Origin of the sequence: Nocardia brasiliensis (genome assembly GCF_042691675.1) — a bacterium.
Lineage (GTDB): Bacteria > Actinomycetota > Actinomycetes > Mycobacteriales > Mycobacteriaceae > Nocardia > Nocardia brasiliensis_D.
Map to the genome: position 1 here is coordinate 5,355,157 of NZ_CP170507.1, position 20,103 is coordinate 5,375,259.

The window sequence follows — 20,103 nt, forward strand, 5'->3', positions numbered from 1 at the left end:
CACCCTGAGCCGCTCCCCCGGCCGACCCCCGACTCCCGTCGGCCCAGCGAACGGGACACCACGGAGCGCTCACTCGGCCAATGCCGCAGCAATGTCCCGCTCGCGGAGGTGGTGTCCCGGTCGTGGAGCTGATGCCCCGCTCGTGGAGCTGATGCCCAGTTGCGGAGCTGATGCCCCGCTCGCGGAGCTGATGCCCCGTTGCGGAGCTGACGTCCCGCTCGCGGAGCTGACGTCCGGTTGCGTGCTCGCTGGAAGACCTAGGCGCTACCCGCACGAACGCGCACCGGTTACGTGCTCGCTCGAAGCCCCAGGCGCTACTCCCCACCAGCGCGCACCACAAATCGCCCGCTCGGCTGAACTTCACACCCCGTCCACCCACCGGACGGGACACTACGGAGCGCTCACTCGGCCGATGCCACAGTGATGTCCCGTTCGCGGGGCCGAGGTTCGGGTGTCTGCTCGCTGGATGGCTGGTCGGTGCGGGTACGTACGCTGGGTGGACTATGAGTCGACGTGTTCCGGATTCCTGTCCCGGTGTGCTGCGGTTGCATGAGGCGGCCGATGGGCCGCTGGCGCGGATACGGGTGCCCGGGGGGCGGTTGGAGCCAGGGCAGGTGCAGGTGTTGGCGGAGGCGGCGCGGGCGCTCGCCGGTGGGGACATCGAGCTGACGTCGCGGGGGAATGTTCAGTTGCGGCAGGTGCGCGACGCCGCGGAGCTGACCGGGCGGTTGGCTGCGGCGGGTTTGTTGCCGAGTCGGACGCATGAGCGGGTGCGCAATATTGTCGCTTCGCCGCTGTCCGGTCGGATCGGTGGTGCGGCGGATGTCCATCCGCTCGTTCCGGTCCTCGACGCCGGGCTGCTTGCCGCGCCGCGCCTGGCCGAACTCCCCGGCCGAGTGCTGTTCACCCTCGATGACGGGCGTGGCGATATCAGCGGCCTCGACGGCGATATCGGTGTACACGCTACGGGCCCAGACGAATTCGCGCTCGTGCTGGCGGGACGTGACTCCGGCATCCGGATTTCGGCCGCCGACGCGGTCGACGTCATGCTCGCCGCCGCGCACACCTTCCTCGACCTGCGCGGCGACGAGGCGGGCCGGTGGCGGCTGCACGACATCGAGGACGGCGCCGCGCGAGTAGCAGACCACCTCGGCCTCACCGCTGGTGCCGAGCGAGTGGATTTCGCTGCGGCCCAAGACATTCCGATCGGCTGGCTGGATCAGGACAACGGTCTGGTCAGCCTCGGCGCAGGCGTCCGCCTGGGCTCCCTGCCCGCCCGCACCGCCGAATTCATCGCCGCCGCCGACCGCCCCGTCTTCATCACCCCCTGGCGCACCCTCGTCATCGCCGACTTGGCGGAATGGGCCGCCGAGCAAGTAGTCCGCGTGCTCGCCCCGATGGACCTCATCTTCGACGCCAACTCCCCCTGGCTCCAGGTCAGCGCCTGCGCGGGCCGCCCCGGCTGCGCAAAATCACTCACCGACGTCCGCGCGGACGTGACAGCCGCCGTCGAATCGGGCCGAGTCCTACCGCCCGACCCGAAAACGCCTGCCCGCCAAGACCTCTCCTCCCTACCCGCAAACGAGGTGACAGCCGCTGGCCGCCAACACTGGTCCGGCTGCGACCGCCGCTGCGGCCGACCACGCGGCGTCGTCACCGACGTGACCGCCACCGACACCGGCTACCGCCTCGACTGACCGTCCCCATCCAGCCCGAAACCGCACGCCCATGATCAACGGGACATGGTGGCGGCATCGCCCGAGAGAGGCCTCCACCACGTCCCGTTGAATATGGCCTGCCTAGTGGACTACCAAGGCCAGCTTTCCGCCATAGGCCTGGCGACCGGCCGCACGCCGAGCGCCCTTTCATGATCAACGGGACATGACGGCGGCATCGTCCGAGATGCTGCACCACCTTGTCCCGTTGATCATGGAGCGGCTGGCTATTCGTGGCTTCCCAGGGCAGCACTTGGCGCTGCCACCGACCCGGTACGCATCGACTGACCGTCCGGCCGCGTCGGCGCGCTATCCCGCGCCCGCATCTCGCCCACGACCGGGCGGATCAACCTCCTGGGCGCGCCCGGAACCCAGCGTTCACGGTCAAGGGGACATGGTTGCGGCATCGCCCGAGGAAGGCCCCACCACGTCCCGTTGATCATGGCCTGCCTAGTGGACTACCAAGGCCAGCTTCCGCCATAGGCCTGGCGACCGGCCGCACGCCGAACGCCCCTTAATGATCAACGGGACATGACGGCGGCATCGTCCGAGATGCTGCACCACCTTGTCCCGTTGATCATGAACCCGCTGATTACTCGTGGACTTCCAAGGTGCAGCATTTGACACTGCCGCCGGCCTTGAGGAGTTCGGACATGTCGATGCCGACCGGGTTGTAGCCGCGGGCGCGCAGCGATTCGATCAGGGTGGTGGCCTTGTCGCTGAGGAAGACGTTGAAACCGTCCGAGACGCCGTTCAAGCCGAGGACTTCGGCGTCCGCGTCGGTGGCGACGATGGCGTCGGGGTACAACTCGGTGAGCACTGCCTGGCTCGCCGGGCTGAAGGCGGGCGGGAAGTAGGCGATGGTGGTGTCGTCGAGGGGCAGCAGGACGGTGTCGAGGTGGTAGAAGCGCGGGTCGACCAGTTCCAGTGAGACCACCGGTCGGGAAAAGTGCTGCGCCACTTCCTGATGCGCGGCGAGCGAGCTGCGGAATCCCATCCCGGCCAGCATGCGGTCACCGACCAGGAGGAAGTCGCCCTCGCCCTCGTTGACCTCCTTGGCGTCGACCAGTCCGGCCAGGCCGTGCTGGGCGAACCAGCGGTGGTAGGCGGGCCCCTCGGCGGCACGTTCGGGATGGGTGAACTTGGCCGACATCGCACGGTCGCCGATGATGAGGCCGCCGTTCGCCGCGAACACCATGTCCGGCAGGCCGGGCACGCCGGGCACCACGTCTACCTTGTGCCCGTACTCCTCGTAGGTGGCGCGCAGCGTTTCCCACTGCAGCAGGGCGAGGGACCGGTCGACCGGCTCGGTCGGATCCATCCACGGATTGATGGAGTAGGTCACCTCGAAGTAGTCCGGACGGCACATGACAAACCGTCGCGGCGACGGCTGACGGGCGGTGGTCTCGGCGTGGAGGGTGGCTACTGACGTCAACGTGTCTCCCGGAGGTCGGCGCGATCTTGCTGCTCACACGACGGTAATTCGCCTACTATTGCGCCAGGAACAACGAATCGTTGCGCATATCGGCGCTAGAACACCGAATAATTGCGTGACGGGGAAACGGGTGTGACGTGGACGACATCGACCGGCGCATTCTGGAGCACCTGCTCAGACACGCGCGTGCCTCGTTCCAGGAAATCGGCAGCGCGGTGGGCCTGACCGCCCCCGCGGTGAAGCGGCGCGTCGACAAGATGGTCGCGCACAAACAGATCACCGGTTTCACCGCGCTGGTGAACCCGGCGGCGATGGGCTGGAAGACCGAGGCCTACGTCGAGGTGTACTACCGCGACAACATCTCCCCCGCCGAACTCCGCCGCAGCCTGGAACCGATCCCGCAGGTCGTCGGCGTGTGGACGATCGCAGGCGAGGCCGACGCGCTCGTCCACGTAATGGCCACCGACATGGCCGAAATCGAAGTAACCGTCGAACGAATCCGCGAGAACGCCCGAGTCGGCCGCACCCGCAGCTCAATCGTCATGTCCCGCATCCTCGAACGCCCCCGCACCTGACCCGCCCCCGACCGGGACCCCACCGCGCAACACCCGGCGAGTCGCCTCCCTCAAGTCCCGTTCGCGACTGTCTGTCCGACACCGCCATGGCGATGGCCGGGGATCGCCGAAGCTTCAAGCGACCGGAACACCCCCGCGCACCACCCGGCGAGTCGCCTCTCTCATGTCCCGCTCGGCAGCTGTCTGCCGATACCGCCATGGCCGAAGGGGGCGACGACGCTTCCACCGACCGGGACCTCACCGTGCGCCCACCGGCGAGTCGCCACTCTCATGTCCCGTTCGCAACTGTCTGTCCGCCGCCGCCATGGCGCTGGCCGGGAAGCGCCGATGCTTCCGCCGAGCGGGACCTCACCGTGCGCTAAGCGGCGAGTCGCCTCCCCCAGGTCCCACTCGCCAGTGTGTCCGTCGGCCGTCGACATGGCGCTGGCCGGGGATCGCCGAAGCCTCCGAGTGACCGGGACCTCCCCGCGCCAACCGGCAAGCCGCCGCTCAGGTCCCACTCGGCGGCTGTCTGTCGACATCGCCATGGCTGGAGAGCGAGAAGACGCCGACCTCACCACAGGGACTGCGCGCCCCGGGAATCGAGCGTCCGAGCGGTAATCCGGGGCTGAGACGGCATGCCACCGTCAACGCTTCCGCCGAGCGGGACCTCACCGTGCGCTAACCGGCGTGTCGCCTCCCTCACGTCCCACTCGGCAGCGTGTCCGTCCATGGCCCCATGGCGCTGGCCCGGGGAACGCCGAAGCTTCCAGCGAGCGGGACATCACCGTGCGGCAAGCGGCGTGTCGCCTCCCTCACGTCCCACTCGGCAGCGCGCCTGTCCGACACCGCCACGGCGCTGGCCCGGGAACGCCGAAGCTTCCAGCGAGCGGGACACCACCGCGCACCACCCGGCGAGTCGCCACTCCCATGTCCCGCTCGGCAGCTGTCTGCCGATACGGCCATGGCCGAAGGGCGACGACGCTTCCGCCGAGCGGGACCTCACCGTGCGCTAACCGGCGAGTCGCCACTCTCATGTCCCGCTCGCCAGCGCTGTCCGACACCGCCACGGCGCTGACCGAGACCGGGGAAGCTTCCGTGGTGCTAGCCGGGGACCGCCGAAAGCTTCTATCGAGCGGGACCTCACCGTGCGCTTAGCGGCGAGTCGCCTGCCTCAAGTCCCGTTCGCAACTGTCTGTCCGGCGCCGCCATGGCGCTGGCCGGGAAGCGCCGATGCTTTCGCCGAGCGGGACCTCACCGTGCGCTAAGCGGCGAGTCGTCTCTCTCATGTCCCGCTCGGCGGCCGGTGGGGGGTCGGGTCAGCGGCTACCCGCGGCTACCTGGGGTGGGAGGTGCGTCTTAGGGTGTAGCGCATGTCTGACGTGCGGGCCAGCTATCTCACTGATGGGGCCGAGATTTATCGGCGCTCGTTTGCGATGATTCGGGCGGAGGCGGATCTGGGCCGGTTTCCGTCGGATGTGGCTCGGGTGGTGGTGCGGATGATTCATGGGTGTGGGCAGGTGGATTTGGCGGGGGATGTGGCGTTTTCGCCGGGGGTGGTGGCTGCGGCGCGGGGGGCGTTGCGTGCGGGGGCGCCGATTTTGTGTGATGCCAATATGGTTGCGTCGGGGGTTACCCGTAGGCGGTTGCCTGCTGATAATGCGGTGATCTGTACGCTTGCCGATCCGCGGGTGCCGGGACTTGCTGCGGCCATGGGGAATACGCGTTCCGCGGCGGCGCTCGAGCTGTGGCGGGAGCATCTCGACGGTGCTGTTGTCGCCATTGGGAACGCGCCGACCGCGCTGTTCCACCTGCTCGACATGCTCGATGCGGGTGCGCCCCGCCCCGCCGCCATCCTGGGGATCCCCGTCGGCTTCATCGGCGCGGCCGAATCCAAGGACGCGCTGGCGGATTTCGGAGGCGTCGACTACCTCACTGTCCGCGGTCGGCGCGGCGGCAGCGCCATCACCGCCTCCGCGCTGAATGCGATTGCGAGCGAAGAGGAATGACGGATAGCACGGCTGGTGCCGAGCAAGCGGACGGTGCGAGTCGACCCGACCACGGATTGTTGCCGAGTCAGCACGCCACCCGAGGTGACCAGCAGCAGCTGGCGCAGAACGGCGATGGCGAAACAGCTGCCGCGCCAGGCAAGTTGTGGGGTGTGGGACTCGGGCCAGGCGACCCCGAGCTTGTCACGGTGAAGGCAGCGCGGGTGATCGCCGAGGCCGATGTGATCGCGTTCCATAGCGCGCGGCACGGGCGCAGCATCTCCAGAGCTATTGCCGCACCATATATGCGCGCCTGGCAACTGGAGGAGCACCTCGTCTATCCGGTGACCACCGAGACCACCGACCACCCCGGTGGTTATCAGGGTGCGATCGATGAGTTCTACGAACAGGCCGCGCAACGGCTGGCCGGGCACTTGGCGGCGGGACGCTCGGTCGCGCTGCTCGCCGCGGGCGACCCGCTGTTCTACAGCTCCTACATGCACATGCACCGACGACTGGCGGATCGGTTCGAGGCCGAGATCATCCCCGGGATCACCTCGGTCAGTGCCGCGTCGGCGGCGCTGGGGACCCCGCTGGTCGAGGGCGAACAGGTGCTGACCGTGCTGCCCGGCACCATGCCTGTCGACGAGCTCACCCGCCGTCTGCGCGACACCGAGGCTGCCGCCATCATGAAGCTCGGCCGCACCTACCCCGGTGTGCGCCAAGCACTTTCGGATTCCGGACGACTCGACGACGCCTACTACGTGGAACGTGCGAGCAGCACCCGTCAACGCGTCCTGCGCGCCGCCGAGGTGGACGACGCGGACGTCCCGTACTTCTCCATCACCCTCGTCCCCGGCCCGACGCCGACCACTCCACTCCCCCGGGCGGCCACGGAAACTGGTGCAGCGCAACATATCTCGGCCATCGACCAATCTCGCGCGGATTCGCCCCCTCAGCCTCACGCGAGTCTGCCCACCCAGTCTCACGCAAGTACGCCCACCCAATCTCACGCGAGCACGCCCACTCAGCCTCCCGCGAGCACGCTCACCCAGTCTCCCGCGAGCACGCCCACTCAGCCTCCCGCGAGCACGCTCACCCAGACCCACGCGAGCACGCCCACTCAGCCTCACGCGAGCACGCCCACTCAGCCTCCCGCGAACACACTCACCCAGCCTCCCGCGAACACGCTCACCCAGCCTCCCGCGAACACGCTCACCCAACCTCCCGCGAACACGCTCACCCAACCTCCCGCGAACACGCCCACCCAACCTCCCGCGAGCACGCCCACCCAGACCCACGCGAGCACGCCCACCGAATCTCGAGCGAACGCACCCGCCGCAGCGGGAGCTTCGCCCGTCGAGCACCGCGAATCCGGTACGGCTGAGACCTCTTTCGCCGATGACGCTCCTCTCGATCGCGCACCCGACCGCGCCGGTCGAGTAATCGTCGTCGGCCTCGGTCCCGGCGCACCCGAGTGGACAACCACCGAGGTGCACGAAGCACTCGCCGACGCAACGGATCTCGTCGGCTACACCACCTACCTCGATCGAGTCCCCACGCGACCGGGACAGCGCAGGCATGCCAGCGACAACCGGGTCGAGTCGGAGCGCGCCGCCATGGCATTGGATCTGGCCAGGCGGGGCGCCCGGGTCGTGGTGGTCTCCTCGGGCGATCCGGGCGTCTTCGCGATGGCGGCGGCGGTACTCGAGGAAGCCGCGGATCCGCAGTGGCGTGGCGTGCCCGTGCGGGTGCTGCCCGGCCTCACCGCGGCCAATGCGGTGGCCAGCCGGGCCGGTGCGCCGCTCGGACACGACTACGCGATGATCTCCCTCTCGGATCGGCTCAAGCCGTGGGAGGTTGTCGCCCAACGGCTTTCCGCGGTCGCCGCCGCCGACATGGCGATCGCGGTATACAACCCGGCATCTTCGCAGCGCACCTGGCAGGTCGGCGCGATGCGCGATCTGCTGCTGGAGCATCGCAAGCCCGACACGCCCGTGGTGCTCGGCCGCGATGTGGGCGGCCCGACCGAGTCCGTCCGAGTGGTATCGCTCGGCGACCTCGACCCGGCCGAGGTCGATATGCGCACCCTGTTGATCATCGGCGCGTCGACCACCGTGGCCATGGACACCGACCAGGGCGTCCGCGTTTACACCTCGCGTCGCTACGCGGGGACGGGCGACGCGGCGCGGGCCGACGCGTAGGATCTGCTGACGCACTGACGAATGGAGGGATCTTGGCCGCGACACTGTCGGAGCTGACGCTGCGCGCCCGAGCCCTGGAGGCCCGCGCCACCGCAAGCGAACAAGCGCTCGACGAACAGGGCGACGTCCTCAGTGAGCTCGCGGCTCTCACCAGAAAGGCGCTCGACGGCATCGACCGGATCGAGGAGCGCACCGAGAAGATCGAGGAAGACCTCGTCGAACTTCGCCTGGGTCAAGTGCGGTTGGAAGAGGGCATGGCGCTGGTACTCGCCCGTCTCGATCAGCTGGTCGACGGCAAATAACTCACGTCGCGAACCCGGCGCACGCGTTCGTATAACATTCCACTATGGAAGGTTGACAGCGAAGGGAGCAGTCGGTTGACGAAAACCGCGACCAGCCGCAAGCCGTTGAACTCCACGGCCGCGTCGCTGCTCGGATTTCTGCACGAAGGCCCCATGTCGGGTTGGGACCTGGTGGCCAAGGCCCAGGACCGAATCGGCGACTTCTGGACGATCACGCAGAGCCAGGTCTATCGGGAACTCAACGCGATGGACGCGGCCGGACTGGTCGAGAAAGGCGCGCCAGGGGCCCGTGAGCGCACGCCCTATCTGATCACCGATGCGGGCCGGGAAGCCTTCCTGGAGTGGATCGCCCGCGATCCCGGCGGCGAGAACATCCGCTTCCCACTGCTGCTCACGCTGTCCTTCGGCGACCACCTCGATCGCGCGCATCTGGACCGGATCATCGCCGCCAACAGGGAGATTCATCAGGCGCGGCTCACCAAATACCTCGATGAGGACCCTACCGAGCTGCCGCCCTACGCCCGCGCCACCCTGGATTTCGGTATCGGATACGAACGCGCCGTGCTCGATTGGTTCGACCGGTTACCCGAACTACTCGGCCGCTGACCGCTCGCACAGCCAATCCCACGCCTGCGCAACGGTTTCCACCACCATGGCACCTTCAGGCAGCGGCGGGCGGTCGATCATGACGACCGGGATTCCCGCCGAACGGGCGGCGATGAGCTTGGCATCGGTCTGGTCGCCGCCGCTGTCCTTGGTGACGAGTACATCGATGCGCTTGTCCGCCAGCAGCCGCGATTCGTCCGCAAGCGTGAAAGGCCCGCGGGCAAGCAGTAGTTCATGATTCGCCGGAAGCGCGCCTTCGGGTGGGTCGATGGCGCGGATCAGAAACCAAGGTCGGGTCAGTCCGGCGAATGCGCCGACACCCTGACGTCCGATGGTCAAGAACACCCGCTCACCGAGCTCACCAACGGACTTTGCCGCTGCGGCGAGGTCGGGTACCCGGATCCACCGGTCGCCGGGCCGCGCGGACCAGCCGGGCCGCCGCACGTGTACCAGCGGCAGACCCAGATCCGCCGCGGCCGCAGCGGCATTCGCGCTGATGACGCCCGCGAACGGATGAGTGGCGTCGACCAGCGCACCGATCTCGTTGGCCCGCAACCACTCCCGCAGGCCGTCGACCCCGCCGAAGCCGCCGACGCGCACCGCGCCGACCGGCAACAGCGGGTCGCGAACGCGACCGGCGAGCGAGGAGACGATGTCGAATCCTCGCTCGCCGGAAGCGATGTGAGCGAGTTCCCGGGCTTCCCGGGTACCGCCCAGAATCAGTATTCTCAGGGCTGACCGCTGAAGTAGGCGATGCCCGCGTTCAGCAACGACGGCCCGCCCGCAACAGCGAGACCGATGATCGCGCCGAGCACAGCACCGGGCAGGATGCCGACACCGAAGAACAGGATGCCGACCGCCGCGCCGATCAGGCCGCCGACCAGCGCCCCGAGCGAGGCACGCTGCAACTCGGCGAAGAACCAATCCTGCGCGCCGATGAACTCGGCGGTGGTCGGCGCGCTCGCGGTCGGCGTGACCTGCGGGGTCAGCGTCAGCTGCGAGGCGTCGTCGGCGATGGCCGCGGCGATCTGCACCGGCTGGCCCTTGGCCGTCGCGGTGAGCGGAATGGTGGTGACGGTCTCGCCCGCGGAATTCTTCAGGGTGACCGACTGCTTGTCGCCGGCCAGGCTGAACGCACCGCCGGTGACGCTGGTGACGACCGACTTGCCCGCGTCGGCCAGTTGCAGGGCGTAGCTGACGCCCTGGTCCTCACCCTTGACGGTCGGCGCGGTGGTGGTCTGATCCTGCACCGCGGGCGGCACCGGAGCAGCGTACGCGGTACCGGCGGTGACACCGGTAGCGGCGATCGCCAGAAGTGCGGTTGCGGCGAATTTCTTGTATTTCATCTATCTCCCCATCAGGAACCGGATTTCCGATCATGATCGGATATCGGCCCCGACCCTACCTGCTGGGCGGAACCCGTTTCATCCGCGGACCTCGTTTTGCGGCTCCGCCTTGTGCATCTTCACAACAGACCATTGCGTCACCGGCAGCTGCGGGCGCCAAGTCGTGAATGGTCCCAGTGCCTCCGCGCGGTAAATCTGAAACTTCCGCAATCCGCCGCCGTGCGCGGACGCCCAGCTGAGCAGCAATGACTCCGATTCCGCGGTCACCGCGTTCACGACAAGCCGGCCACCGTGTCGCAGCTGCGACCAGCATGTCTCGAGTAGGCCATCCTGGGTGAGGCCGCCACCGACGAAAATGGCGTCCGGAGGGGCGAATTCGGCACCGTCGGCCTGCGCTGCCCGGCTCAGTTCCGCGCGCGCCTCGCCGCGCACATCGATGTGCGGAACACCGAGGGCGGCGGCATTGTCGGCGATTTGCCGCCGCCTGTGCTCGAGCCGTTCGAAAGTGATTGCCCGGCAACCGGGATGGGTGCGGCACCATTCGATCGCGATACTGCCCGAACCGCCGCCGATATCCCACAGCAGTTCACCTGGCGCAGGCGCCAGTGCGGCCAACGTCAGCGTCCGGACCTCTTGCTTGGTGAGTTGGCCGTCGCCGGTGAACAATTCGTCCGGCAGGCCGGGTAGGCGGGTCGCGCGAATGTGTCCCGCGTCGGCGACGCACTCGATCGCCACGATGTTCAGTGGATCTCCCGGGGGTCGCCGCCATTGCTTCGCGATCCCCGTCTCGATTCGTTCCGCGGGACCGCCCAGCTGTTCGAGCACTGTCAGCGCAGAATCACCGAACCCATTGCGCGACAACAACTCCGAAAGTCGCGCCGGAGTGTGCTGATCTGCGCTGAGCACCAGCACCCTTCGCCCGTGCACCAAGTCCGGGAGCACCGTCTCCAAAGCCCGACCCACCACACTTACCACCGGCGTTTCGGCCACGCCCCAGCCCAGCCGGGCACACGCCAACGACGCAGACGACGGCTGCGGCAACACCCGCAGCGACCCCGCCCCCAGCAGGCGCGCCAGCGTCACGCCGATTCCATAGAACATCGGATCCCCGCTGGCCAGCACACACACCCGGGCCCCGGCATACCGTTCGAACAGCCCGGGCAGCGCGGGCACCAACGGCGACGGCCAGGTAACCCGCTCACCCGCCGAATCTCGTTCCGGCACAAGGGCAAGCTGGCGCGCCGAGCCGAAGATCACCTCGGCTGCCGCGATCGCCTCCCGCGTCGATCGACCGAGTCCGTCCCACCCGTCGGCTCCGATTCCGGCAACTACCACCGGCGGCCCGGACCATGACATCGTCACCTGAGACCGCCTAGAACACTTGACGCCAACGGAGCGCACATGAATTCGCTGCCCGCCTTGCCGAGCCGAAGCAGCGTCGCGCGGCTCGAGGCGTCCTGACCGCTCACCGCGGCATCCGGCGCCAGATCGCTTGGGGCAGTAGGCGCATCACGAAGAAAACGGGCTGGAGGATGCGAGGCACCCAGACCGCTCCCGAGCGCTTGTGCAGTCCCTTGACCACAGCATCGGCCACCTGGTGCGGCTTGCTGGAAAAGGGCGCCGGTGCCATGCCCTCGGTCATCCGGCCGATGACGAAACCTGGGCGCACCAACAGAAGGTGTACACCGCTGCCGTGCAACGCATCCGCGAGCCCACTGGCGAAGCCGTCCAGCCCGGCCTTCGCCGACCCATAGACGTAGTTGGCGCGGCGGACCCGGACACCGGCCACCGAGCTGAACGCGACGATCTGCCCATCGCCTTGGGCGCGAAGCAGATTCGCGAGCGTGGTGAGCACACTGATCTGGGCGACGTAGTCGGTGTGCACCACGGCGAGTGCGTGGGCCGGGTCTCGTTCGGCCCGCGCCTGATCGCCGAGGATGCCGAACGCGAGCACCGCCACTCCGATCGGTCCGTACTCGGCCGCGACCTTCTCCAGGAACGCCGGATGACCGGCCGTGTCGTCCGCGTCGAACTCCACGCAGTGCACGGCCGCCGCACCGGCCGACTCGATCTCCGCACGCTGTTCGGCCAGCTCGCCGCTGCGCCGGGCCGCGAGGATCACCACCTGCCCCGGCGCCAGCCGCCGCGCCACCTCGACCCCGATCTCACTGCGCCCGCCGAGCAGCAGCACCGTCCCATCCGCAATCCCGCGCGATCCCATCCGCCCAGTCTGTCATTCCCGCCCCACCCGCCCGTGCCGACCCGGCGGCCGCATGATCAACGGGACATGGCCGAGTGATTTCCCGAGTGCGGGCTCGGTGATGTCCCGTTGACCATGGTGCGGGCGGGTCCTTGTGGGACTTGGGTGAGGGTGGCCGCTACGGTCGAGGGATGGCGACGATGACCACTGAGCTCTCCCCTGCCGCGCTCGAGTTCGTGAACGAGCGTCACCTCGCGACGTTGACCACGTTGCGGGCGAACGGGACACCGCATGTGGTGGCGGTGGGCTTCACCTGGGACCCGGCGGCCCGGATCGCCAGGGTGATCACCGATGGGGCGTCGGCGAAGGTGCGCAACGTCCGGCGCGGCGGTTACGCGGCGGTGAGCCAGGTGGCGGGGGCGCGCTGGCTCACGCTGGAAGGCCCGGCGACGATCCTCGACGCTCCGGACGACGTCACCGAGGCGGAACGACGCTACGCGGACCGCTATCGGGTTCCGCGTGAGAACCCGACCCGCGTGGTCATCGCGATCGAGGTGCAGCGGGTCATGTCCAGCCGCACCCTCGCCGCCCCGGACGATAACGCCCCCCAGCAGTAACTCCGCGGGGCAGAGCTAACGCGGTGGGGCTGTGGTCCGCTACAGGACCGTCAGCGAGTGGGGACGCTGGTTCATCGACTCGCACCCGTCCGCGGTAACTACGACGATGTCTTCGATGCGGGCGCCCCAGTCGCCGCGGAAGTAGATGCCGGGCTCGATGCTGAAGGCCATGCCCGGTTGCAGGACCAGGTCGTTGCCTTCGACGATGTAGGGCTCTTCGTGCACGGACAGGCCGATGCCGTGGCCGGTGCGGTGCACGAAGGCCGCGCCGAAACCGGCCTCGGTCAACGGGTTTCGCGCGGCGGCGTCCACCGACTCGGCAGTGACGCCGGGGCGGACGGCGGCCACGGCGGCGGCTTGAGCGCGTTCCAGTGCCGCGAATCGGGCGGCGATCTTCGGGTCCGGCTCGCCGAGCACGTAGGTGCGGGTCGAGTCGGAGTAGTAGCCGGGGTCGACGGGGCCGCCGATGTCGATGACGACCACGTCGCCGGACTCGATGCGCCGGTCGGACATCCCGTGGTGCGGGTCGGCGCCGTGCGGGCCGCTGCCGACGATGACGAACGCGGCCTCGGTGTGGCCCTCCTCGACAATGGCGGCGGCGATATCGGCGCCGACCTCTGCCTCGGTGCGGCCGACCTGGAGGAATTCACCCATCCGGGCGTGCACGCGGTCGATCGCGGCACCCGCGCGGCGCAGCGCGTCGATCTCCGCGGCATCCTTGATCATCCGCAGCTTCCGCAGGACGGGCGTGGCGGAGGCGGGCAAGCCGGTGAACGACGCGGCGAGCGGGATCAGGTGCAGGGCGGGCATGGCGTCGGCGACGGCCACCCGGGAGCCGACGTGCAGCGCGGATTTCACCACTCCGTACGGATCGGTCCCGTCTACCCAGTCCAGTACCTGCAAACCCAGTTCACCGGCCGCGGATCCCTCCAGCGAGGCCAGTTCCAACTTCGGGATCACCACCGACGGGGTCGCACCGTCGGCGGGGATGACCAGGCAGGTCAACCGTTCGAAGGATTCGGCGGCCGATCCGATCAGATAGCGCAGATCCGGGCCCGGAGTGATCAACAAGGCGTCCAGATGGGCGGCCCGCATCAGCTGCACCGCCCGCTCCAACCGCTCCCCGTAAACGTCCGCCGCGAACCTGGAATCCGTATGCGAGCTCATTCGTCCGACGTTACCCGGCCGCCCCGCCCAGGCGAACCCGAACTTCTCCACTCCCTTCGCCCACCCGGCTTCGCACATTCGCCTTCTCGCCGATCCCTCGGACGGAGGTGGGTACAACCCCTTCATCGCACAGCGGTTGTTCGCACGCCGTGCCCGATCAACAGGGGTCTGTCGGAGCAGGGAGGTAGCCTCAGCGCGTGACTTCTGCTGCGACTCCCGGTGGACCGCTATTGCTCCTGGACGGGGCGAGCCTGTGGTTCCGTGCCTTTCACGCGATCCCCGAGAAGATCACCGCGCCGGACGGGCGATCGGTGAACGCGTTGCGCGGGTTCACCGATATGGTCGCGTCGCTGATCACCAAGCACGCACCGAGCCGTTTGGTGGTGTGCCTCGACCTGAACTGGCGACCGGCGTTTCGCGTCGAGCTGGTGCCGTCGTACAAGGCGCACCGGCTCGACACCGCCGCGGACGCGGGCCCCGGCGCCGAAGTGGTGCCCGACACGCTGACCCCGCAGGTCGACATGATCCTCGAGGTGCTCGCGGCCGCCGGGATCGCGACCGGCGGCGCGGCGGGGCTGGAAGCCGACGACGTGCTCGGCACGCTGGCCACGCGGGAGAGCACCGACGAGGTGATCGTCGTCAGCGGTGACCGCGACCTGCTACAGCTCGTCCGTGACACGCCGTCGCCGCCCGTGCGGGTGCTCTACGCGGGCCGCGGACTGGCCAAAGCCGAACTGTACGGACCCGCCGAAGTAGCCACCAAATACGGTGTGCCGCTGGAGAATGCGGGTCGCGCCTACGCGGATCTGGCCACCCTGCGCGGCGACGCCTCGGACGGTCTGCCCGGCGTAGCGGGCATCGGCGAGAAGTCCGCCTCCATGCTGATCTCCCGGTTCGGTTCGCTCGAGGCGCTGGTCGCCGCCGTCGAGGACCCGGAGACCGACCTGTCCCAGGGCATCCGCGCCAAACTCCGTGCCGCGGAAGACTATTTGAAGGCAGCGGCCCCCGTCGTCCGCGTCGTCTGCGACGCCGACGTCGAACTCTCCCGCCCCGACACCCTCCCCGCCACCCCCGCCGACCCCGACCGCCTCCGCGAACTCGCCACCGCCTACAACGCCGAAAGCCCCGTCACCCGCCTCGTCAAGGCCCTCGCGACCCGCACCGCCTGACCCCCGGCAATAGTCGCGAGCCGAGCAACAGGCACCGCACCCGCACCGAACCCCGTGCGGCAGAGGAAGAACGCACCCGAATCGGCCAGTCAGCCGATGGCCACCATGATCAACGGGACATGGTGGTGGCATCGCCCGAGAGAACCCACCACCATGTCCCGTTGATCATGAGCGGTACCGGTGTGCGTGCGTGCGGATCAGGTGGCGCAACGACCAGCGGTCGGCCCACTGGGGAGTGAGCCGACCGGGGATACAAGGGAGCCGGGGTCTAGTTGGGGCGGCCGACCTCGTAGGTTCCGTCTTCCTTGGTGATCTTGATGGTCACCTTCTTGGCTTCGCCGCTGACCTTGAGGTCGCAGCTGAAGGTGGCGTCTACCTTGACTTCCTGGCCGGACGGGCAGGCGACATCGCTGACGTCCTGGATGCCGTAGGAGTCGGTGAGCACCTTCTTGACACCGTCCTGGACGGCGGACTGGTCCAGCTTGTCCTTGGAGGTCAGCACGAGGACGAGCGCGACAATGGCGCCGATGACCACTACACCGAGCACGACCAGGCCGATGACCAGGCCTTTCCCCTTGCCACCCGGCTGTTGCGGCTGGCCGGGCTGCTGACCCCACTGCGGTTGCTGCTGGCCCCACTGCGGCGGCTGCTGACCCTGCTGCCAATCCTGCGGCTGACCCTGACCCCACTGGGGCTGGCCGGGCTGCTGGCCCCATTGCGGATTCGGCTGCTGCCCCCACTGCGGCGGCTGCTGACCCCACTGCTGCTGTGGCGGCGGCGTCGGCTCACCCCACTGCTGGGTCGGCTGCGCCGAAGCCGGCGTCTGCGGTTGGCCGCCCCACGGCTGGGCCGGTCCGGTACCGCCAGGTGTCTGCTGGCCGCCCCACTGCTGGGTGGGATCGTTGCGCCCCTCCCCGGGTTCGTTGGGTCCAAACGGGCCGCTCATCTGATTGCCTCCACTCGCATCGTTGTACACACGGTAGCCCCCCGCGTGGGAACCGACGTATAACGCGATTCCTCCGCCACGGTCGGTACGCGAAAGAAATCAAATCACAATCGAATCCGCTAAGCGGCGTCCACCGCGACGACACCCCGCCGGATCGCCCGCACCGCCTTCGCGGCGGTCGAGGCGACCTCCGGATCGTCGGCGGTGCCGTGGATCTGATCGAGCAGGTCGATCACCTGCCTGCACCAGCGCACGAAATCGCCCGCGGACAGCGGCGCGGCCTGGTCACCGCTGGCGAGCAACGACTCGGCCAACCCGTCGCCACGGGCCCATTTGTGGACGCCGGTGACGAAGCCGAGATCCGGCTCCCTGGTGGGCGGGAGCTTATGCCGCGCCTCGTCGGAACGCAGTTCGGTCCACACCCGGATGGTCTCGCCGACCGCTCGCCGGATGGGCGCGGTCGGCCCGGATACGCCGAGATATCCACCGTCCTGGCGGGATTCGAACACCAGAATCGACACGACCCCGGCCAATTCGGCCGGTCCGAGCCCACGCCACAGCCCCTGCCGCAGGCATTCGGCGACCAGCAGATCGCTTTCCGAATAGATCCGGGCGAGCCTGCGCCCGTCCGCCGTCACCTCGGACTCGTGCACGAACCCGCGCTCCTCCAGCAGCCCGAGGATCCGATCGAAGGTGCGGGCCAGCGAGTTCGTGGTGGCGGCAACCTTCTGGCGCATGGTCTCGGTTTCCCGAAGCAGCCGGTTGTAGCGTTCACCGAGGCGGGCCATCTGCTCCCGGTCCGCGCGGGTGTGCGCCGGATGCGAGCGCAGGCTGCGGCGCAACGTGGACAGTTCCCGGTCGTCGGCGGCCGAGGCCCGCTTCCCGCGCCGGGGTCGGCCCGGCGCCGAAATTCCGGTGCTGCGCAGTGCCGAGGCCAGATCGCGGCGGGTCTGCGCGGTGCGATGGTCCACCCGGCGCGGCAACCGCATGTGCCCCAACGGCTCCGCGGGCACCGGGAAGTCGGCCACCGACACCCGACCGGCCCATTTGTCCTCGGTGAGCACCAGCGGCCGCGGATCGCCCGGCGTCGCGTCGGGTTCCAGAATGACCGCGAGCCCGGCGCGCCGCCCGGACGGAATCGCCACCACGTCACCGCGGCGCAACGCGGTCAGCGCGGCGACCGCGACGCCGCGCCGGTCGGACCGGCCCTGCTGTTCGAGCTGCCGTTCCCGCTGCTTTATCCGCTCGCGCAGCGAAATGTATTCCAGGAAGTCACCATCGGCGCCGCCGAGCTGATCGCGCAACTTGCGCAGCGCGGCCTCGTTGCGTTCGATACCGCGCACCAGCCCGACCACCGAGCGGTCGGCCTGGAACTGCGCGAACGACCGCTCCAGCAACGCCCGCGATTCGTCGGCGCCCATCCGGTCGATCAGATTGATCGACATGTTGTAGCCGGGCTTGAACGAGCTGCGCAGCGGATAGGTCCTGGTGGACGCCAAACCGGCGACCGCGCTGGTGTCCACCTCGGGCTGCCACAACACCACCGCGTGACCCTCGACGTCGATGCCGCGACGTCCGGCACGACCGGTCAGCTGGGTGTATTCGCCGGGTGTGAGCTCGGCGTGCGACTCGCCGTTGTACTTGACCAACCGCTCCAGCACCACCGTGCGCGCGGGCATGTTGATGCCGAGAGCCAGTGTCTCCGTAGCGAATACGGCCCGCACCAGACCCTTGACGAACAGTTCCTCGACGGTATGCCGGAAGGCGGGCAGCATGCCCGCGTGGTGCGCCGCCAGACCACGGTGCAGCGCCTCGCGCCACTCCCAGTAGCCGAGCACCTCCAGGTCCGCCTTCGGCAGATCGCCGGTGTGCTTCTCGATGATGGCGTCGATCTGTTCGCGGTCGTCCGCGCGACTCAGGTCGAGCCGGGAACGCAGGCACTGCGCCAGCGCACCGTCGCAGCCCGCGCGACTGAAAATAAAGGTGATCGCGGGTAGCAGGCCTTCCTCGTCCAGCTTCGCCAGCACCTCGGGACGCGGCAACGGACGGAAGTCGCGTCGCGGGCCACCGCGGCCGTTGCGCGGGCCACCCCAGCTGCTCGCCCGATCGGCGGCCTCCCGCTGCCGGATGAACCGCACCAGGTCCTCGTCGACGAGCACCTTCTGATCGGTGGAGTCGGTGTCGAACAGGTCGAACATCCGCCGGCCGACCATGACGTGCTGCCACAGCGGCACCGGCCTGGTCTCGTCCACCACCACCGCGGTGTCGCCGCGCACGGTTTCCATCCAGGCGCCGAACTCCTCGGCATTGCTGACCGTCGCCGATAGGCTGACCAGCCGCACGTCCGGCGGTAGGTGCAGGATCACTTCCTCCCACACCGCGCCGCGGAACCGGTCGGCGAGGTAGTGCACCTCGTCCATCACCACGAAGGACAACCCGCGCAATGCGTCGGACGACGCGTAGAGCATGTTGCGCAGCACCTCGGTGGTCATCACCACAACGGGCGCGCCGGGGTTGATCGACTGGTCACCGGTGAGCAGGCCGACGCTGTCCCGGCCGTAGCGCTCGGTCAGATCGGCGAACTTCTGGTTCGACAGCGCCTTGATCGGCGTGGTGTAGAAGCATTTGCCGCCCGCGGCGAGCGCCAGGTGCACGGCGAACTCGCCGACAACGGTCTTGCCCGCACCGGTCGGCGCACAAACCAGGACGCTGTGCCCGTCTTCGAGTGCCGCACAGGCGGTGCGCTGAAAAGGATCCAGGCTGAATTTCAGCTCGGTGGAAAACTTCGCAAGCTCGCCCGTATGCGACCGGTGATGTGTCACCGTCAGAGGGTATCGGAGTAGTCCGACATCGAGCGTCCGGATTTATCCGGGGGTGTCATGATCGAGTCGGCCGGGTCGATCGGATCGGGCCCGGTCAGCGGGGACGCCTCCTCGTCGGACAGCGCGGCCAGGCCCTCGGCTTCCTTGCGAGCCTTACGCCTGTCGTTGAGCCGGGCGAACTGGATCGCGACCTCGAACAGCACCGTCAACGCGAACGCCAGCGCGAGCATCGAGAACGGGTCCTGCGGGGTGACGATGGCCGCGAAGACGAAGAGCCCGAAGGTGATTCCGCGCCGCCACGCCTTGAGCCGCGCGTAGGTGAGCACTCCGATGAGGTTCAATCCGATGATCAGCAGCGGGGTTTCGAAGCTCACGCCGAAGATGACCAGCAGCTGAATGATGAAGCCGAAGTACTGCGAACCGCTGAGCGCGGTGATCTGGACGTTGTTGCCGATCGTGAGCAGGAAGCTCAACGCGTGGGCGACGACGATGTAGGCCAGTGCGGCGCCGGTCGCGAACAGCACGGTTCCGGTCGAGACGAAGCTGACCGCGTACTTGCGCTCCTTCGCGTACAGACCCGGGGTGATGAATGCCCACAGCTGATAGAGCCACACCGGCGCGGCGAGCACGATGCCCGCGGTCATGCCGACCTTCAAGCGCAATGTGAACTGCTCGAACGGCGCGGTGGCCAGCAGCTTGCACGACCCGTCGGGGCTGATCGAGGCGCGCGACGAGTCCGGCAGCGAACAGTAGGGGCCGCGCAGGATATCGCCGAGGCTCTTGATGCCGAGGAACCCGTACTCGTACCAGATGAACCCCAGCACGGTGGTGAGCAGGACCGCGGCGATCGAGACCAGCAACCGATAGCGCAGTTCCTGCAGATGCTCGACCAACGACATCGTGCCGTCGGGGTTGGTCCTGCGCTTGCTGCGCCGGGGATCGAACGGGATTCGCATGGTTGGTGATTGCCCCTGGGTTGGAGTGCCTCGCTCAGCTCGGCAACAGCACTATGCCCGGAGTGAGTTTCGGCTC

General features: G+C 68.4%; 17 protein-coding genes. 8 read left to right on the forward strand and 9 right to left on the reverse strand.

Annotation, left to right across the window (positions count from 1 at the left end):
* The first annotated feature begins 503 nt into the window (after positions 1 to 503).
* Entirely contained in the window at positions 504 to 1,697 is a 1,194-nt protein-coding gene (locus ACFK0J_RS24525) for a precorrin-3B synthase (protein ID WP_378731087.1), read from the forward strand.
* Positions 1,698 to 2,307: 610 nt separating this feature from the next.
* Here ACFK0J_RS24525 and ddaH read toward each other — a convergent pair.
* Positions 2,308 to 3,150 (reverse strand): dimethylargininase, encoded by an 843-nt coding sequence (gene ddaH / locus ACFK0J_RS24530; protein ID WP_378731088.1) that lies wholly within the window; start codon positions 3,148 to 3,150, stop codon positions 2,308 to 2,310.
* Positions 3,151 to 3,287: 137 nt separating this feature from the next.
* On the opposite strand from ddaH, the gene ACFK0J_RS24535 reads away from it, so the two are divergent.
* The 5 genes from ACFK0J_RS24535 (at position 3,288) to ACFK0J_RS24555 (ending at position 8,804) form a co-directional block, all read left to right on the forward strand.
* Complete coding sequence (locus tag ACFK0J_RS24535; protein WP_378731091.1) at positions 3,288 to 3,725, forward strand: Lrp/AsnC family transcriptional regulator; 438 nt, start codon at positions 3,288 to 3,290, stop codon at positions 3,723 to 3,725.
* A gap of 1,352 nt (positions 3,726 to 5,077) precedes the next feature.
* The gene (locus tag ACFK0J_RS24540; RefSeq protein ID WP_378731094.1) at positions 5,078 to 5,713 is read left to right on the forward strand and encodes a precorrin-8X methylmutase; all 636 of its coding nucleotides are present in this window, start codon (positions 5,078 to 5,080) and stop codon (positions 5,711 to 5,713) included.
* Positions 5,710 to 7,896, forward strand: a complete 2,187-nt coding sequence (locus ACFK0J_RS24545) for a precorrin-2 C(20)-methyltransferase (protein WP_378731096.1) — start codon at positions 5,710 to 5,712, stop codon at positions 7,894 to 7,896. Before ACFK0J_RS24540 ends, ACFK0J_RS24545 begins: the two co-directional genes overlap by 4 nt.
* Before the next feature lie 32 nt (positions 7,897 to 7,928).
* The gene (locus ACFK0J_RS24550) at positions 7,929 to 8,198 is read left to right on the forward strand and encodes a hypothetical protein (protein ID WP_378731098.1); all 270 of its coding nucleotides are present in this window, start codon (positions 7,929 to 7,931) and stop codon (positions 8,196 to 8,198) included.
* 75 nt (positions 8,199 to 8,273) lie between these two features.
* Positions 8,274 to 8,804, forward strand: a complete 531-nt coding sequence (locus tag ACFK0J_RS24555; protein WP_378731100.1) for a PadR family transcriptional regulator — start codon at positions 8,274 to 8,276, stop codon at positions 8,802 to 8,804.
* On the opposite strand, the gene ACFK0J_RS24560 is transcribed toward ACFK0J_RS24555, so the two are convergent.
* The 4 genes from ACFK0J_RS24560 to ACFK0J_RS24575 form a co-directional block, all read right to left on the reverse strand.
* Complete coding sequence (locus ACFK0J_RS24560) at positions 8,790 to 9,536, reverse strand: cobalt-precorrin-6A reductase (RefSeq protein WP_378742987.1); 747 nt, start codon at positions 9,534 to 9,536, stop codon at positions 8,790 to 8,792. The two genes, ACFK0J_RS24555 and ACFK0J_RS24560, sit on opposite strands and share 15 nt — an antisense overlap.
* Positions 9,533 to 10,150, reverse strand: a complete 618-nt coding sequence (locus ACFK0J_RS24565; RefSeq protein ID WP_378731101.1) for a hypothetical protein — start codon at positions 10,148 to 10,150, stop codon at positions 9,533 to 9,535. The genes ACFK0J_RS24560 and ACFK0J_RS24565 overlap by 4 nt, the downstream gene beginning before the upstream one ends.
* Before the next feature lie 78 nt (positions 10,151 to 10,228).
* Positions 10,229 to 11,506: a precorrin-6y C5,15-methyltransferase (decarboxylating) subunit CbiE gene (gene cbiE, locus ACFK0J_RS24570; protein ID WP_378742989.1), complete on the reverse strand. Its 1,278-nt coding sequence runs from the start codon at positions 11,504 to 11,506 to the stop codon at positions 10,229 to 10,231.
* A gap of 109 nt (positions 11,507 to 11,615) precedes the next feature.
* Positions 11,616 to 12,371 carry an SDR family NAD(P)-dependent oxidoreductase gene (locus ACFK0J_RS24575; protein ID WP_378731103.1) on the reverse strand — a complete coding sequence of 252 codons (756 nt, stop codon included), beginning with the start codon at positions 12,369 to 12,371 and terminating at the stop codon, positions 11,616 to 11,618.
* A 170-nt stretch (positions 12,372 to 12,541) separates the two neighbouring features.
* Here ACFK0J_RS24575 and ACFK0J_RS24580 point away from each other — a divergent pair, with 170 nt between their 5' ends.
* Entirely contained in the window at positions 12,542 to 12,967 is a 426-nt protein-coding gene (locus ACFK0J_RS24580; protein ID WP_378731105.1) for a PPOX class F420-dependent oxidoreductase, read from the forward strand.
* Between the two features lie 39 nt (positions 12,968 to 13,006).
* Here ACFK0J_RS24580 and ACFK0J_RS24585 read toward each other — a convergent pair whose 3' ends face one another.
* Positions 13,007 to 14,134 (reverse strand): M24 family metallopeptidase, encoded by a 1,128-nt coding sequence (locus ACFK0J_RS24585; protein WP_378731107.1) that lies wholly within the window; start codon positions 14,132 to 14,134, stop codon positions 13,007 to 13,009.
* Between the two features lie 197 nt (positions 14,135 to 14,331).
* Between ACFK0J_RS24585 and ACFK0J_RS24590 the strand changes: the two genes are divergently transcribed.
* Positions 14,332 to 15,303 carry a 5'-3' exonuclease H3TH domain-containing protein gene (locus ACFK0J_RS24590; RefSeq protein ID WP_378731109.1) on the forward strand — a complete coding sequence of 324 codons (972 nt, stop codon included), beginning with the start codon at positions 14,332 to 14,334 and terminating at the stop codon, positions 15,301 to 15,303.
* Positions 15,304 to 15,571: 268 nt separating this feature from the next.
* On the opposite strand, the gene ACFK0J_RS24595 is transcribed toward ACFK0J_RS24590, so the two are convergent.
* The 3 genes from ACFK0J_RS24595 to tatC form a co-directional block, all read right to left on the reverse strand.
* Positions 15,572 to 16,249 carry a DUF4333 domain-containing protein gene (locus ACFK0J_RS24595; protein ID WP_378731111.1) on the reverse strand — a complete coding sequence of 226 codons (678 nt, stop codon included), beginning with the start codon at positions 16,247 to 16,249 and terminating at the stop codon, positions 15,572 to 15,574.
* Between the two features lie 119 nt (positions 16,250 to 16,368).
* Entirely contained in the window at positions 16,369 to 19,071 is a 2,703-nt protein-coding gene (locus ACFK0J_RS24600) for a DEAD/DEAH box helicase (RefSeq protein WP_378731113.1), read from the reverse strand.
* A 2-nt stretch (positions 19,072 to 19,073) separates the two neighbouring features.
* Positions 19,074 to 20,027 (reverse strand): twin-arginine translocase subunit TatC, encoded by a 954-nt coding sequence (gene tatC, locus ACFK0J_RS24605; protein WP_378731115.1) that lies wholly within the window; start codon positions 20,025 to 20,027, stop codon positions 19,074 to 19,076.
* Positions 20,028 to 20,103 lie beyond the last annotated feature (76 nt).

Bases quoted from the DNA above. Each gene is read 5' to 3' on its own strand.
- ACFK0J_RS24575 (WP_378731103.1), bottom strand. From the start codon at position 12,371: ATGGGATCGCGCGGGATTGCGGATGGGACGGTGCTGCTGCTCGGCGGG.
- ACFK0J_RS24525 (WP_378731087.1), top strand. From the start codon at position 504: ATGAGTCGACGTGTTCCGGATTCCTGTCCCGGTGTGCTGCGGTTGCAT.
- ACFK0J_RS24545 (WP_378731096.1), top strand. From the start codon at position 5,710: ATGACGGATAGCACGGCTGGTGCCGAGCAAGCGGACGGTGCGAGTCGA.
- ACFK0J_RS24585 (WP_378731107.1), bottom strand. From the start codon at position 14,134: ATGAGCTCGCATACGGATTCCAGGTTCGCGGCGGACGTTTACGGGGAG.
- ACFK0J_RS24540 (WP_378731094.1), top strand. From the start codon at position 5,078: ATGTCTGACGTGCGGGCCAGCTATCTCACTGATGGGGCCGAGATTTAT.
- cbiE (WP_378742989.1), bottom strand. From the start codon at position 11,506: ATGTCATGGTCCGGGCCGCCGGTGGTAGTTGCCGGAATCGGAGCCGAC.
- ACFK0J_RS24580 (WP_378731105.1), top strand. From the start codon at position 12,542: ATGGCGACGATGACCACTGAGCTCTCCCCTGCCGCGCTCGAGTTCGTG.
- ACFK0J_RS24565 (WP_378731101.1), bottom strand. From the start codon at position 10,150: ATGAAATACAAGAAATTCGCCGCAACCGCACTTCTGGCGATCGCCGCT.
- tatC (WP_378731115.1), bottom strand. From the start codon at position 20,027: ATGCGAATCCCGTTCGATCCCCGGCGCAGCAAGCGCAGGACCAACCCC.
- ACFK0J_RS24595 (WP_378731111.1), bottom strand. From the start codon at position 16,249: ATGAGCGGCCCGTTTGGACCCAACGAACCCGGGGAGGGGCGCAACGAT.